This is a genomic window from Janthinobacterium sp. SUN100 (assembly GCF_030397705.1).
Lineage (GTDB): Bacteria > Pseudomonadota > Gammaproteobacteria > Burkholderiales > Burkholderiaceae_D > Janthinobacterium > Janthinobacterium kumbetense.
In genome coordinates this window covers 443693-457729 of record NZ_JAPUBU010000003.1, presented here as the reverse complement: position 1 = coordinate 457729, position 14037 = coordinate 443693, and the positions used below count along the sequence as shown (strand labels likewise).

Below are 14037 nucleotides of genomic sequence, written 5' to 3'. Positions count from 1 at the left end.
CCTACGTCGTCACGTCGATCAGGCGTCCCACCGTCTGGCCATAGCCGTTCAGCTGGGGCGTGCTTTTCGGTGCGGCGGGGATGGCTTGTTGCGGCACGGCCACCTTGATCGCCTGGTCCAGCTGCGGCGCCTTGACGGCGGTGGGGGCATCGGCCTGGGCTTGCTGGCTGCTGCGCTGGGTCTGGCTCAGCGATTCCCGTTCCCGTGCCAACAGCTGGCGGCTTTGCGCCAGCTGTTCGCTGTCGCGCTGTACCTGGTTCTGGCCTTGTTCGACCCGGCGTTGCGCCGTGGCCAGCGAGGCTTGCAAGTTGTTGACGGAGCTTAGCGTGACCACATTGTTCACCTTTGAGAGTATGTCCAGGCGTGCAGGGATGGGGGAAGCCCGGACCGATGTGCTGTGCCAGGCATCATTGTCCGAACATGCCAGGCGGTAATCTTTACCTGAATCAAGAGTAGGACAAATTCTCGCACAGTTCCAGTGAATTATGTTTTCTTGATAATGCTATCGTGCGCGCTGTGTGTTGCCGCAGCGGCATGCCGGCGCTGGCGAGACACTTGTCAAAGTGAGTACCCGCTGTCGCCTGTGGCCCTTGTTTGTCTGCCATCACGGATGCCGTGCCGGGAAGAAGAAAAAATGGTCGCATTTAAAACGTTGCTTTTTAAATAGTCAATGTGTTGTTGTTTTTCTACCGTGTCTGCGCACGCGAATGCGCGGTCTGTTTGGCGCTCTGGGCTATAATTGACGGTCAGAGTTGGTTTCTTTTGCCATACAGACAGGTAGTTAACATGAATCTCAAGAGCCTCGCAATTGCCCTCGGCATGTCGAAAACGACAGTCAGCAGGGCGTTGAACGGCTATCCGGAAGTCAATTCCCGCACCCGTGAAATCGTCCTGGCCGCCGCCAAGAAAGTCGGCTACCGGCCCAACCCGCTGGCGCGCAGCCTGGCCGTCGGCCGCACCAATGTGCTGGGCATGATCTATCCGCTGCTGCCCAGCGACCTGGGCGACAGCGTCTTTCTTTCCGTGGTGAATGGCATGTCGGATGCCGTCGAAGCGTCGAAGATGAGTTTGATCATCGCCCCCGTGTCGCCGCAGAATGAACAGCCCTCGTATGAAACCATGGTGCGCGGGCGCCAGGTCGATGGCCTCGTGGTGGGCCGCACCAAGGTGGTCGACGAGCGCATCGCGTATTTGACGAAAGTGGGCTTTCCCTTTGTCGCGAATGGCCGCACGCGCATCGACGCGCCGTATGCGTATTTTGATTACGACAACGACACGGGCATCGACCTGGCCGTGTCGTTCCTGGCCGCGCACGGCCACCAGCGCATCGCCCTGCTGAGTGCGCCGCTGGAGCTGCATTTTGCTTATGAGCGCAAGGAAAGCTTTATCCGCTGCATGGCGCAAGCGGGCTTGCCGGTCGATCCCCACTATTTGCTCGACAATACTTTTGATCGCCGCAGCGGTTACCAGGCCATGCAGCAGTTGCTGGCTTGCTCGCCCCGTCCCACGGCCGTCATCGTCGACAATCACTTGTCCGGCGTGGGCGTGGTGCGCGCGCTGATGGATGCGGGTATTGAGATCGGCAAGGAAATCTCCGTCATCGTCTGGGGCAATGTGGAAGACACCTTGATCGGCATCAACGTCACCACCATCGACCAGCCCGACCTGCGCCGCGCCGGCGCGAAGATGGTGGAAATGCTGCAATCCCTGCTGGCCGGCACGCCGCCGGAACGGCTGCAGGAAATCTGGCAACCGGTGCTGTTGCCGGGGGCGACGGTGGGGCGCTGCCCTGAATGAAAAAAACGCAGAGCCGAGGCTCTGCGTTTTCATTTCAAGCCCAGCTGACCGGCTTACGCCGCGTGCTTGCTGCCGTCCGCCAGCTTGGCCAGCAATCTCGCCTTGTCCTGGCGATACGTGGCGACGGCCGCTTCCTTGACGTGGCCGAAGCCGCGGATTTTTTCGGGCAGGGTCGCCAGTTCCACGCAAGTGGCCAGGTTGTCCGCCGTCAGGTTGGCCAGCATGCCGGCCAGCAATTCGCGGTATTCGACGATCAGCGCGCGTTCCATCTTGCGCTCGGCCGTGTAACCGAAGACGTCGAAGGTGCCGCCGCGCAGACCCTTGGCTTTCGCCAGCAGCTTGAAGGCGCGCCACATCCAGGAACCGAACTCCGCTTTCACGAGGTGGCCCTTGGCATCCTTTTTCGCAAACAGCGGTGGCGCCAGGTTGAATTTCACGGAGAAATTGCCTTCGAACTGCTGTTGCAATTGCTCCACGAAACGGCCATCCGTGTACAAACGCGCCACTTCGTATTCATCCTTGTAGGCCAGCAACTTGAAATAGCTCTTGGCGACAGCCGTCGACAGCTTTTGGCCCAGTCCCAAGGTGTTTTCGCGGTCGCGCACCTGTTTGACCAGGGTCAAATAACCATCCGCATACGGGGCATTCTGGTAAGCCGTGAGGAACTCCACGCGTTTTTTGATGACGCTATCGAGGCTTTGCGGCATTTGCATGATGATCGCTTGTGACGGCGTGGCGATCTGCGTGACACGGCGTACGTCGACGGCGGCGCGGCGGCCCCACAGGAAGCTTTTCTTGTTCGACTCGATGCCCACGCCATTGAGTTCGATGGCGCGCAGCAAGGCCGCTTCCGTCAGCGGGATGCGGCCTTTTTGCCACGCGTAGCCGAGCATGAACAGGTTGGCGGCGATCGAATCGCCCATCAGCGCCGTGGCCAGTTTCGTCGCGTCGATGAAGTCGGCCGCGTCCGCGCCGCCCACGGATTCCTCGATCAGCTGGCGCACTTCCGCCGTCGGATATTGCCAGTCGGCATTTTGCGCAAACGTGCCCGGCGGCTGCTCGTGCAGGTTGACGACGGCCAGGCTGCGGCCAGGACGCATTTTCGACACGGCATCCTGCGCGCCGGCCGTCAGCATGTCGCAGCCCAGGATCAGGTCCGCTTCGCCCGTGGCGATGCGCTGGGCGCGGATGTGCGCGGGGGAGCGGGCGATTTTCACGTGCGAGGTGACGGAACCGTTCTTTTGCGACATGCCCGTCATGTCCAGCACGGATGCGCCCTTGCCTTCCAGGTGGGCCGCCATGCCCATCAGCGCGCCCACGGTGATGACGCCCGTGCCGCCGATGCCGTTGATGAGGATATTGTACGGCGCGTCGCAGCCGGGCAGGACCGGTTCCGGCAACGGGCCGAAGTTGTCCGTCTCGCCCGCTTTACTCGCTCCCGTCTTGGTTTTTTTCAGGTTGCCGCCTTCGACGGTGACGAAGCTGGGGCAAAAACCCTTGGCGCACGAGTAATCCTTGTTGCACGAGGATTGGTCGATGGTGCGCTTGCGGCCAAATTCCGTCTCTTTCGGCAAGATCGACACGCAGTTCGATTGCACGCCGCAGTCGCCGCAGCCTTCGCAGACGGCGTCGTTGATGACCATGCGTTTAGGCAAATCCGGATATTCGCCTTTCTTGCGGCGCCGGCGTTTCTCGGCCGCGCAAGTCTGGTCGTAGATCAGCACGGACACGCCTTGCACCTCGCGCAACTCGCGCTGCACGGCATCCATGTCCTTGCGGTCGTGCAAGGTCAGGTGGGCGGGCAGGTTGCTGCGGTCGCTGTAGCGGCTCAAGTCTTCCGTGACCAGCGCGATGCGGGCGATGCCTTCGGCCGCCACTTGCTGCGCCATCATCGGTACGGTGATGAGGCCGTCCACGGGCTGTCCGCCCGTCATGGCGACGGCGTCGTTGTAGAGGATCTTGTAGGTAATGTTCACCTTGGCGGCCTGCGCGGCGCGGATGGCCAGGTAGCCGGAGTGGAAATACGTGCCGTCGCCCAAGTTCTGGAACACGTGCGGCAATTCGGAAAACGCCGCTTGCCCGATCCACGGCGCGCCTTCGCCGCCCATGTGCGTGGTCAGCTTGTTCATTTCCGGGTAGATCGACGTGGCCATCACGTGGCAGCCGATGCCTGCCAGCGCCAGGCTGCCGTCCGGCACCTTGGTCGACGTGTTATGTGGGCAGCCGGAGCAGTAGAAGGCGGGGCGGAACGGCGTGTTCACGGCCTTTTTCAATACTGCGTCCTTGGCGTCGAGGAAACTCAGTCGTGCCTTGATCAGGTCGCAGGTGACGGGGTCGGAAATCAGGCGCGCGATGCGGCTGGCGATGACTCTTGCCACTTGCGAGACGGAAAAGTCGGCCTTGGACGTCAGCAGCCATTCGCCGCGCGGCGCCACCCATTCGCCTTTTTCGTCGAACTTGCCGATGACGCGTGGGCGCACGTCGTCGCGCCAGTTGTAGAGTTGCTCTTTCAACTGGTATTCGACGATCTGTCGCTTCTCTTCTACCACGAGAATTTCATCGAGACCTTGCGCAAACTCACGTACGCTATCCGGTTCCAGCGGCCACGGCATGGCCACCTTGAACAATCGCATGCCGACGTCGGCCGCCATCTGCTCATCGATGCCCAGCTCTTCCAGCGCTTCGAGCACGTCCAGGTAGGATTTGCCGGAGGCAATGATGCCCAGCTTGGCGTTCGGGCTGTCGATGGTGGTGTGGTTGAGCTTGTTTTCGCGCGCGTAGGCGAGGGCCGCATAGATCTTGTAGTCCTGCATCAGCGCTTCCTGGTTGCGCGCCTGCTGGCCCAGCGGGATGCTCGACAGGCGCGCGTTCAGGCCGCCTTCTGGCATGACGAAATCCTGCGGAATCTTGACTTCCACGCGGAACGGGTCGGCATCGATGGAGGCCGACGATTCGACCGTGTCGGCCAGCGCCTTGAAGGCCACCGTGCAGCCGGAAAAGCGCGACATGGCCCAGCCGTGGATGCCCAGGTCCAGGTATTCCTGCACGTTGCACGGATACAAGACGGGGATCATCGAGGCGGAGAACAGATGGTCGGACTGGTGCGGCAGGGTCGATGAATACGCGCCATGGTCGTCGCCGGCCACCAGCAGCACGCCGCCCAGTTTTGACGTTCCCGCATGGTTCATGTGCTTGAAGACATCGCCGCAGCGGTCCACGCCCGGACCCTTGCCGTACCACATGGCGAATACGCCGTCATACTTGGCCGGGCCGATCAGGTCGACTTGCTGCGAACCCCAGACGGCCGTGGCGGCCAAGTCTTCGTTGACGCCAGGCACGAACTGCACGTGGTGCGCTTCCAGCTGTTTCTTGGCTTTCCACAGGTTTTCATCGAGGCCGCCCAGGGGCGAACCCCGGTAGCCGGAGATGAAGCCGGCCGTGTTCAGTCCAGCGGCCTGGTCGCGCAGGCGCTGCATCATGGGCAGGCGCACGAGGGCCTGGATGCCGGACAGGAAGATGGCGCCGGAAGTGGCCGTGTATTTGTCGTCGAGGCTGACGGTGGTCAAACGGGAAGTGTCGGGGGGCGTAGATGGCGCGGCACCGGCGTTTCTAGCGAACGCTGCGGAGCCGTTTTCCGTGGTCACGGACATGGCTGTCTCCAAAAGGGTGTTTCAGATATCGGCTGTACAAGGGACGCGCCCGGTAAGGCGCGCACTGTGCAGACGGGATGGCCGCGTGTGGGCGGCACATAACTATTTTAAATTTAAAATAGTTAATGTGGTCAGTGTAGAACGAGTCAGGAAAGGGGGCAAATACGCTTTGCCGATGGGGGTATAAGAAATACTTATGCCATGGGCGCGAGCACATGCGCCCCCACCCAGCGCCCGCTGCCGCACAGTTCGGCGGCCACTTGCAGCACGAGGTTTTTCACGGCGTTGCCCGCATTGGTGAGGGGAATGTTTTTCGAGGCGCACAGGGCCACCGTGCGCGACAGGACGGGGCTGTGGATGGCGTAGCTGCGCATGGCGCCGCTGTCGAGCTCGGCCAGCAGGGGGGCGGCCGGCAGGATGGTGGCGCCCATGCCGGCCAGGATGGCCGATTTCAGGATGGCGATCGAGTTGATCTCGATCACGTTCGCCGTTTCCAGGCCCAGCTCGCGCGCGCGGCTGTCGATGCGCGGGCGCACGCCATGCTGCAGGCCCGGCAGGATCAGGGTGGCGCTCAAGGCTTGCTGGAACGACACGGCATGGCTGGCGGGCGCGAACGGCGAATCGTTGCGGCAGATAAAACGCATCTCCTCTTCCACCAGCGGGCTGCAGGCAAAGGGCGTGAGCTGGCCGTCGTCGAACAGCACGGCCAGGTTGATGCGGCCCGATTTGAGCTGTTCATTGAGGTTGCCCGTGATTTCTTCCGTCAGTTGCAGGGTGATTTCGGGATAGCGTTCGCGCGCGGCCAGCAGCAGGGGCAGGGCCAGGGCGCCGGATATGCTGTGCGGCAAGCCCAGGGTGACATTGCCGGACGGCCGCGTGGCGCTTTGCGTGACGGCCGAGCGGGCGTCGGCCACCTGTTTCAGGATCGCCTGCGCATGTTCGTAAAACACCTTGCCCGCATCCGTGCTGAGCACGCCCTGCGCCGAGCGGTGCAGCAGCTGCACGCCCAGTTCCTCTTCCAGCTGGCGCAGCTGCTGCGTCAGGGCTGGCTGCGCCACGTGCAGGATCAGGGCTGCGCGCGACAGCGAGCCGTGGTCGACGATGGCAACAAAGTAGCGTAATTGGCGCAGTTCCATGGGTCCCAGAAGCGGTGCGTTGAGCGGAAAAAACCGGGTGTTGCGCCACAGCGCCGAACGCGGCCAGCAGAATAACAATTTTGTTATACTCATTCTAGCGCCTTCGGTGCTCCAGCCGTGTATTTGTGGGATGACAGCATGCTCAAGAAAGTTGATTCGTCTCAATTAAAAGTGGGCATGTACATCCATGACCTCAGTTGCGACTGGATGACGCATCCATTCGTGCGCAACCGTTTCCTGTTGCGCAGCGACGATGAAATCCGCAAGATCATGCAGGCCGGCATCCACGACGTGGTGATCGACAGCGGCAAGGGCCTCGACGTGCAGGACGCGCCCACCGTGGCGCAGGCGCGTGCCGAGACGGAGCGCGAACTGGTGCAGATCGCCGCGCCGCTGCAAGTGGTCACGCGCGTGTCGCTGGGCATGGAACTGGCGCGCGCCACGCAGGTGCGGCGGCAGGCGACCAGCCTGGTGCGCACGGTGATGGCCGATGTGCGCCTGGGCAAGGCCGTCGAGCTCGACCGCGTGCAGCACACGGTGCAAGACATCACCGAATCGATCCTGCGCAATCCCGGCGCCCTCGTCGGCTTGTTGCGCATCAAGACCAAGGATGATTACACCTTTTTGCATTCCGTCAGCGTGTGCGCGCTGCTGGTGGCGTTTTGCCGCTCGCGCGGCATCGATGCCACGACCACGCACCAGGCGGGCCTTGGCGGCTTGCTGCACGACACGGGCAAGGCCCTGGTGCCCGACAGCGTGCTGAACAAGCCCGGTCCGTTGACGCCGGAAGAATTTGCCCTGATCAAGCGCCATCCGCGCGACGGCTACGACATCCTGCGCCAGTCGCCCGAGGTGGGCGCGATACCGCTCGATATCGCCCTGCACCACCACGAACGGCGCGACGGCAGCGGCTATCCGGACCAGCTGGCCGGCGACGCCATCAGCGAACTGGCGCAGATGGCCGCCATCGTCGACGTGTATGACGCGCTGACGTCGGACCGCAGCTATCACAAGGGCATTCCCGCGGCCGAAGCCTTGCGCAAGATCTACGAGTGGAGCAAATTCCACTTCAATCCCGTGTTCGCGCAGGATTTCATGCGTTGCGTGGGTATCTATCCGGTAGGCACCATGGTGATGCTGGAATCGGGCCGCCTGGCCGTCGTCATCGAGGCGCACGAAAGCAATCTGCTGGCGCCGAAGGTGAATGTGTTTTTCAGTACGAAGAGCAAGACCTACATCAAGCCGGAAACGGTCGACCTGTCGCGCGGCTTCGGCTTCGGCGGCGCCGACAAGATCGTCGGCCATGAGTCGGCGGCCAAGTGGCAAGTCGATCCTATGCGCTTTTTATCGCTGGCGGATGCCTAGAAAAATTCCGCCGTATCGTTCGAGGTAATGGTAGTTAACAGGCCCTTGGCGACCAGTTCGTCATAGTGGCACGCCAGGTTGCGGCCATGGCTCTTCGCGTAATACAGGGCCTGGTCGGCGCGGCCGAGGATGATGACGGGCGCCTCGTAGGCGTTGATGCTGACGAAACCCACGCTGACGGTCACCCTGCCCACTTGCGGGAAGTCGTGCGCCTCGACATTGGTGCGGAAGCGGTCGATGATTTTCTGCGCATTTTCCAGGGTGATCGAGCGCAGCAGCACGACGAATTCCTCGCCGCCGAAGCGGAAGATGCGGTCTTGCGAGCGGAACGACGATTGCAGCTGGTTGGCGATCAGGATCAGCACTTCATCGCCATACAGGTGGCCAAATTTATCGTTGACCAGTTTGAAATGATCGACGTCGATCACGGCCAGCCATTGCCGTTCCGTATCCGTATGGTGGCGCCGTTCTTCATCCACGGGACGCGGCTTTTCCGCTTCCGGTTCGCCGCGGCTTTGCAGGATTTTTGCCAGCTGGTCGTCGAAGGTCTTGCGATTCAACAAACCGGTGAGCGAATCGCGTTCGCTGTAGTCGAGCAGGTTCTGGAAATTGCGGTACACGCTGACGATGCCGCCGATCACCTGGATGGTGGCGCCCGTGTAGGGCGTGGGATTGGTGATTTCCAGGCAGGTGGTGACCTGGTCGCCGATCCAGATGGGCAGCCACAGCAGGTGGCGGCCGTCGGCGCACAGGGTGTCGGCGCTCGCTTCATGGCGCTTGATGCAGGCGGCCAGGGCCGGGTAGTCCGACAGCGGTTCGCCCGGCAGGGTAGGATCGGTATGCTCTTCCATGCGGGCCACGCTGCCCGCCACGATGATGGCCCGCGACCGCACGAACACCTGGCCCCGCACGGTGGTCAGGGCCAGCACACGGGTCTGCGATGCGGCAGCGAGTTCCTGGACCGCCGAGATCACGGAGATGTCGAGCATCGTGTGGTCGCGGTGCCCGGTCATGTCCACCATGTGTTTCAGTAGGGAATCCATTGTCGATCTCTGGAAAGTAGTCACACAAGTGTCGTCATACCAGCATTGCATCAAGCAAGAGCATGTTCGCGTCCGTCTACAAGAAGCCAAGATTTATTTGGTGGCATGACGCTCTGTACCGCCGGGCGAGAGGCCTTTCCAAAGAAGAGCTAAGCAGGATAATGTCTTTTTGCCTAATAGGCAATTAACGTATGCAATATTTCATGTAAATACATGAGATTCATGCACTGCATTGCAAAAAACTTGCCCTGACGAAGGCTTTCAATCCAGATCGCAACATTTGTTTGCGTCAGCCGACATGTCGACAGGGTTTGATAATTTCCATATGGAAACTTGTGGCGCGTCAATTTGCCAAAACGTGGACGCTTTATAGTCAATGCAATGGCGCAGAAATTTACGGCAGGAAACATATTAGCAGGAATGGGCAATGTTTCACACCCGATTGCGCCAGGGACTTGTGATTCACTTTTGGGAGCTTGTCATGCATACCTTCCTGTCGGCAGTACAGCAGTTTGTCAAGGATGAGGATGGCATTACGGCAATCGAATACGGCTTGATTGCGGCCTTGATGGCTACCGCCATCACGGCCGGTTTCTTGCTGATCAAGACCAACTTGCTGGCCGTCCTCACCGACATTTCGTCGAACCTGGTGTTGACGCCCTAAGCGGGTGCCCGCCGCTGGCCGGCCAGTGGCGGGTTTTTTTTCGGGAGGTGTGCCATGCCAGCGTATGCCTTGTGCGATTTGCTGTTGTTGTGCTTTGTGACGGGGGCCGCCGTCAGTGATTTGATCCGCCGCAAGATACCGAATGGTGTGGTGTTGTCCGGCATCCTCGCCGCCCTGGCCCTGCATCTGTGGCTGTGGCCGCACAGCGTGCTGCCCGTGTGGCTGGGCGGCATGGCGACGGGCTTTTTCCTCTTTTTACCCTTGTATGTGCTGCGCGGCATGGCCGCCGGCGACGTCAAGCTGATCGCCATGGCGGGCGCCTTTGCCGGCCCCTGGCCCGTGCTGCAGATCTGTTTCGCCACGTTCGTCCTGGGCGGCGTGATGGCCGTGCTGATGATCACCTGGCAGGGAAAGTGGCGCGCCTGCCTGGGCAATCTGCGCCAGCTGCTGTGGCCGATGATCGCGCGCATGGCCGGCATTCCCCTGGCGCCAACTGCACTCGGCAGCCAGGCCAGCGTGGGCAACATGCCGTACGGCCTGGCCATTGCCCTGGGCTGCCTGGCGGTGCAGGGGCGTCATTATTTCTGATTGGTATTCATTGCTCTTGATCAATGGGCGCCAGTCTCCGCTCGCTAGAATGAATTCTGTTGAATGCCCTCTTAACCGGCTTGGAGACGCAGCATGACCGAGGTCGACTATTCCCTGAGCACCGAGAGTGCGCCGCGCCCTGCCGACGCGAACCTGATGCCGCCCCTGCCTCCGCAGCCGAAGAGCTTGCGTGAAACGGGACTCGAGCGGCCGCTGGTGGTCGAGCTGATCGCCAAGCTGATGTTTGTGGGCGGCAAGACGCACCTGTCCGCGCTGACGACGCGCTTGCGCCTGTCGATCAATGTCTTGCGCGAAGTGCTCGATTTCATGGTGACGGAGCAGATGGCCGAAGTGGCCTGGCGCGGCGAATCCGATATCGACGTGCAGTACCAGTTGACGGGCGCCGGCAAGCAGCGCGCCAGCGCCTTCCTCGAGCGCTGCGCGTATATCGGTGCCGCTCCCGTCACCCTGGAAGCGTACCGCGCCATGGTGGCGCGCCAGTCGTGGCTGGCGCAGGAACAGCGCGTCGGCAGCGACGATCTGGCCGCCGTGCTGGGAGGTGCCCATGCGGGGCCGGGCATGCTCGACGTGGTCGGCGCAGCCCTGCATTCGGGACGCTCGCTGCTGCTGTACGGTCCGCCCGGCAGCGGCAAGTCGACCCTGGCGCTGCAGCTGGGACAATTGCTGCACGGGCTGGTCGCCGTGCCCTACGCCATCGTCGTCGGCCAGGACATCATCCAGTTGTACGATCCGGCCCAGCACCTGCCGCCCGCGCCGCAGCACGTCAGCCATGCGCGCCAGGCGCTGGAGCGGCGCAGCACGGACATCCGTTGGGTGCTGTGCCAGCGTCCCGTGATCCACGTGGGCGCCGAGCTCGACGCCGGCATGCTGGAGCTGCGCCATGACGCCAGTGGCGGCTGCTACCAGGCGCCGCCCCATGTGCGCGCCAACAATGGCATGCTGATCATCGACGACCTGGGCCGTCAGCGCCTGGGGGCGCAAGAACTGCTGACGCGGCTGATGCAGCCGCTGGCGCGCGGCAGCGACCAGCTGGGCTTGCCCGGCGGCGTGCAGATCAGCGTGCCGTTCGACAATGCCCTCGTGCTGGCCACGAACGTGCCGCCGGACGAGCTGTTTGACGCCGCCTTGCTGCGCCGCATCGGCTACAAGGTGCAGGTGGGGCCGCTGACCGAGAGCGCCTATCGCGCCCTGTTCCGCCAGCAATGCCGGTTGGCCGGCATGGCCATCGACGAGCAGGTCCTGAACCATCTGCTGCAGCTGCATGGCGCGCAGGGACGGCCCTTGCTGGCCAGCTATCCGCAGGAATTGCTGGCGCGCATAGGCGACTTCGCCGGCTTTGCCGGCAGCGAGGCGCGCCTGACGGTGGCCGCCCTGGAACAGGCATGGAGCAGCCTGTTCGCCAGCTGCGACATGCCGGCCGCCAGCCTGTGCGAGCGCATCGCATGAAGAACCGGCGCGCCCTCCTGATGATGGGCCTGGCGGTCGTGCTGGGCCTGCTGGCCGTGCTGCTGGCCTCGCACTGGCTGCTGCGCCAGACGCCGGCCGGCAAGGGCAAGATCGTCGTGGCCGCCAGCGATGTCAACCTGGGCCAGCGCCTGACGCCCGAGATGCTGCGCCTGGCCGAGTGGCCGGCGGAAAGCTTGCCGCAGGGCGCGCTGCAAGACCCGGCCACACTGGCGGGAAGGGTGCTGAAAACCAGCGTGCTGCGCGGCGAGCCGCTGAGCGAGGCCAAGCTGGCGCCGGCCGGCACCCTGGGCGGCCTGTCGGCCCTGATCACGGAAGGGCGGCGCGCCATCACCGTGCGCGTCAACGATGTGATCGGCGTGGCCGGCTTCGCTTTGCCGGGCAACTATGTCGACATCATCGTGAGCACCCAGCAGGATGCCGGCGACCGCGCGTTTCCGCAAAGCCGCAACATTTCCAAGATCGTGCTCGAACGCATCCTCGTGCTGGCCGTGGCGCAGGAAGTGGGGCGCGACGAGACCAAGCCGCGCGTGGTCAATGCGGTGACCCTGGAAGTGACGCCGGAACAGGCGGAAAACCTGGATCTGGCGCGCAGCGTGGGCAGCCTGTCGCTGGTGCTGCGCAACCAGGTCGACCCGCAGCCAGGTGTGACGGCGGGCGCCACCAAGCTGACCCTGCTGGGCGGACCGCATGACGCCGAGCCGGCCCCTCCTGCCGCCGCGCCCGTGCAGGCCGCCGCGCCGCGTCCCGTGCGCGTGGCGAAGGCGCCGCCGGCGCCGCAGCGCCTGTGCAGCGGCGTCATCGACGGGACGCGCCAGTCGCGCGAATGTTTTTAGTCTTTTGGCCTTTGCCTTGCTCAACCATGGACACGCTCATGAACCGCGCCCTGCTGATAATGTTCTGCCTGCTGTCGCCGCTTGCCGGCGCGGCGGCCGATCCTGGCCCGCGCTGCGGCGGTGAAGCGGCTTCGCCCGGCCACTTGCAGCTGCAGGTGGGCAAGTCGAGCATGCTGCGCCTGCCCGAGGCGGTACAGCAGCGCAGCGTCGGCAATCCGGCCGTGGTGCAAGCCATGCTGGTCGCGCCCGACACCTTGTACGTGGTCGGCGTCGACGTGGGCAGCACGAATATGATCATCCAGGGACGCAGCGGCGTGTGCAGCGTGGTGAACGTCAGCGTCAGCATGGACCCGGCCGGCCTGCAAACGACCCTGGCGGCGCTGATGCCGGAAGAAAAAGCCATCCGCGTCACGGCCGTGGCCGACACTCTTGTACTGTCGGGCACGGTGCAAGATGCGGGCGCCGTGCTGCGCGCCGTCGAGCTGGCGCACGCCTACGTGCGCCGCGCCACGGTAGCGCTGGCGCTGCCCAAGCCGGCCGATGGCGCCGCCATGCCGCCCGCCGCCACGGCGCCCGCCAGCGGCGCGGGTGGCGCGCACAGCCGCATCATCAACATGCTCGACGTCAGTGCGCCGCAGCAGGTGATGCTGGCCGTGCAGATTGCCGAAGTGTCGAAGTCCCTGCTGGAGCGGCTGGAAGTGGGCGCCACCCTGCGCCTCGCGTCCGGCAGCTGGGCCACCACCTTGCTGTCGAACTTCCTCAGCGGCACGGCCAATGGTTTACTCGACGTGCGCAAGTCGAATGGCCGCCAGCAGCTGACCATCGAGGCGCAGAAACAGGATGGCCTGGTGCGCATCCTGGCCGAACCGACGGTGATGGCGATCAGCGGGCAAGAGGGCAGTTTTCTGGCCGGCGGCAAGATCTTCATTCCCGTCGGCCAGGACAACAACAAGATCACGCTGGAAGAGCGCGAATACGGCGTCGGCCTGCGCTTTACGCCCACCGTGCTGTCGGGCGGGCGCATCAATTTGAAGGTGGCGCCGGAAGTGTCGGAACTGTCGCGCGAGGGCGTGGGCATTTCCGCGGCCGGCGTCAGCGGGCGTTCGATCTTGCCTGTCATCACCACGCGGCGCGCCTCGACCACGGTGCAGCTGTTCGACGGCCAGAGCTACGCCATCGGCGGCTTGATCAAGAATAACCAGGTGAGCAACATCACGGGCGTGCCCTGGCTCAGCGAAGTGCCTATCCTCGGTGCGCTGTTTCGCAGCACGGATTTCCAGCACGACCGCACGGAATTGCTGTTCGTCATTACCGCGCACCTGGTCAAACCCTTGCCGGCCGATGCCGTGCTGCCGACGGCGCAACTGGCGCCGCCTTCGCGCATGGACTTGATGTTGGGCGGCAAGATGGAAGGCACGCCGCCGTCCGTGCCGCCGCCGCGCGCAGCCAACGGTTTCGAGTTGAAATGAGACG

At 63.2% G+C, this 14037-nt stretch carries 11 protein-coding genes; 7 read left to right on the top strand and 4 right to left on the bottom strand.

Translation table 11 applies throughout. The features are described from left to right. Position 1: 1 nt before the first annotated feature. Positions 2-334 carry a hypothetical protein gene (locus O0881_RS18575; RefSeq protein WP_289912469.1) on the bottom strand — a complete coding sequence of 111 codons (333 nt, stop codon included), beginning with the start codon at positions 332-334 and terminating at the stop codon, positions 2-4. A 452-nt stretch (positions 335-786) separates the two neighbouring features. Here O0881_RS18575 and O0881_RS18570 point away from each other — a divergent pair, with 452 nt between their 5' ends. Beyond that, positions 787-1797 carry a substrate-binding domain-containing protein gene (locus O0881_RS18570; RefSeq protein ID WP_077398629.1) on the top strand — a complete coding sequence of 337 codons (1011 nt, stop codon included), beginning with the start codon at positions 787-789 and terminating at the stop codon, positions 1795-1797. Positions 1798-1850: 53 nt separating this feature from the next. On the opposite strand, the gene O0881_RS18565 is transcribed toward O0881_RS18570, so the two are convergent. Both O0881_RS18565 and O0881_RS18560 read right to left on the bottom strand, forming a co-directional pair. Next, positions 1851-5447 (bottom strand): indolepyruvate ferredoxin oxidoreductase family protein, encoded by a 3597-nt coding sequence (locus O0881_RS18565; protein WP_289912468.1) that lies wholly within the window; start codon positions 5445-5447, stop codon positions 1851-1853. Positions 5448-5641: 194 nt separating this feature from the next. Further along, positions 5642-6583 (bottom strand): LysR substrate-binding domain-containing protein, encoded by a 942-nt coding sequence (locus O0881_RS18560; protein WP_289912467.1) that lies wholly within the window; start codon positions 6581-6583, stop codon positions 5642-5644. 138 nt (positions 6584-6721) lie between these two features. Between O0881_RS18560 and O0881_RS18555 the strand changes: the two genes are divergently transcribed. After that, entirely contained in the window at positions 6722-7948 is a 1227-nt protein-coding gene (locus tag O0881_RS18555) for an HD-GYP domain-containing protein (protein WP_289912466.1), read from the top strand. On the opposite strand, the gene O0881_RS18550 is transcribed toward O0881_RS18555, so the two are convergent. After that, positions 7945-8991 carry a GGDEF domain-containing protein gene (locus tag O0881_RS18550; RefSeq protein ID WP_099665830.1) on the bottom strand — a complete coding sequence of 349 codons (1047 nt, stop codon included), beginning with the start codon at positions 8989-8991 and terminating at the stop codon, positions 7945-7947. The two genes, O0881_RS18555 and O0881_RS18550, sit on opposite strands and share 4 nt — an antisense overlap. Positions 8992-9472: 481 nt before the next feature. On the opposite strand from O0881_RS18550, the gene O0881_RS18545 reads away from it, so the two are divergent. The 5 genes from O0881_RS18545 to O0881_RS18525 all read left to right on the top strand — a co-directional run bounded on the left by O0881_RS18545 (position 9473) and on the right by O0881_RS18525 (position 14033). Beyond that, positions 9473-9655: a Flp family type IVb pilin gene (locus O0881_RS18545; RefSeq protein WP_034752975.1), complete on the top strand. Its 183-nt coding sequence runs from the start codon at positions 9473-9475 to the stop codon at positions 9653-9655. A 54-nt stretch (positions 9656-9709) separates the two neighbouring features. After that, positions 9710-10243 carry an A24 family peptidase gene (locus tag O0881_RS18540; RefSeq protein WP_289912465.1) on the top strand — a complete coding sequence of 178 codons (534 nt, stop codon included), beginning with the start codon at positions 9710-9712 and terminating at the stop codon, positions 10241-10243. Between the two features lie 93 nt (positions 10244-10336). After that, on the top strand, positions 10337-11710 hold the full coding sequence (locus tag O0881_RS18535) for an ATP-binding protein (RefSeq protein WP_289912464.1): 1374 nt from the start codon (positions 10337-10339) through the stop codon (positions 11708-11710). Further along, positions 11707-12564, top strand: coding sequence for a Flp pilus assembly protein CpaB (gene cpaB, locus O0881_RS18530; protein WP_289912463.1), 858 nt, complete (start codon positions 11707-11709; stop codon positions 12562-12564). The genes O0881_RS18535 and cpaB overlap by 4 nt, the downstream gene beginning before the upstream one ends. A gap of 38 nt (positions 12565-12602) precedes the next feature. Next, positions 12603-14033: a type II and III secretion system protein family protein gene (locus O0881_RS18525; protein ID WP_289912462.1), complete on the top strand. Its 1431-nt coding sequence runs from the start codon at positions 12603-12605 to the stop codon at positions 14031-14033. Positions 14034-14037 lie beyond the last annotated feature (4 nt).

Bases quoted from the DNA above. Each gene is read 5' to 3' on its own strand.
- O0881_RS18560 (WP_289912467.1), bottom strand. From the start codon at position 6,583: ATGGAACTGCGCCAATTACGCTACTTTGTTGCCATCGTCGACCACGGC.
- O0881_RS18555 (WP_289912466.1), top strand. From the start codon at position 6,722: ATGCTCAAGAAAGTTGATTCGTCTCAATTAAAAGTGGGCATGTACATC.
- cpaB (WP_289912463.1), top strand. From the start codon at position 11,707: ATGAAGAACCGGCGCGCCCTCCTGATGATGGGCCTGGCGGTCGTGCTG.
- O0881_RS18550 (WP_099665830.1), bottom strand. From the start codon at position 8,991: ATGGATTCCCTACTGAAACACATGGTGGACATGACCGGGCACCGCGAC.
- O0881_RS18545 (WP_034752975.1), top strand. From the start codon at position 9,473: ATGCATACCTTCCTGTCGGCAGTACAGCAGTTTGTCAAGGATGAGGAT.
- O0881_RS18565 (WP_289912468.1), bottom strand. From the start codon at position 5,447: ATGTCCGTGACCACGGAAAACGGCTCCGCAGCGTTCGCTAGAAACGCC.
- O0881_RS18535 (WP_289912464.1), top strand. From the start codon at position 10,337: ATGACCGAGGTCGACTATTCCCTGAGCACCGAGAGTGCGCCGCGCCCT.
- O0881_RS18525 (WP_289912462.1), top strand. From the start codon at position 12,603: ATGAACCGCGCCCTGCTGATAATGTTCTGCCTGCTGTCGCCGCTTGCC.
- O0881_RS18570 (WP_077398629.1), top strand. From the start codon at position 787: ATGAATCTCAAGAGCCTCGCAATTGCCCTCGGCATGTCGAAAACGACA.
- O0881_RS18540 (WP_289912465.1), top strand. From the start codon at position 9,710: ATGCCAGCGTATGCCTTGTGCGATTTGCTGTTGTTGTGCTTTGTGACG.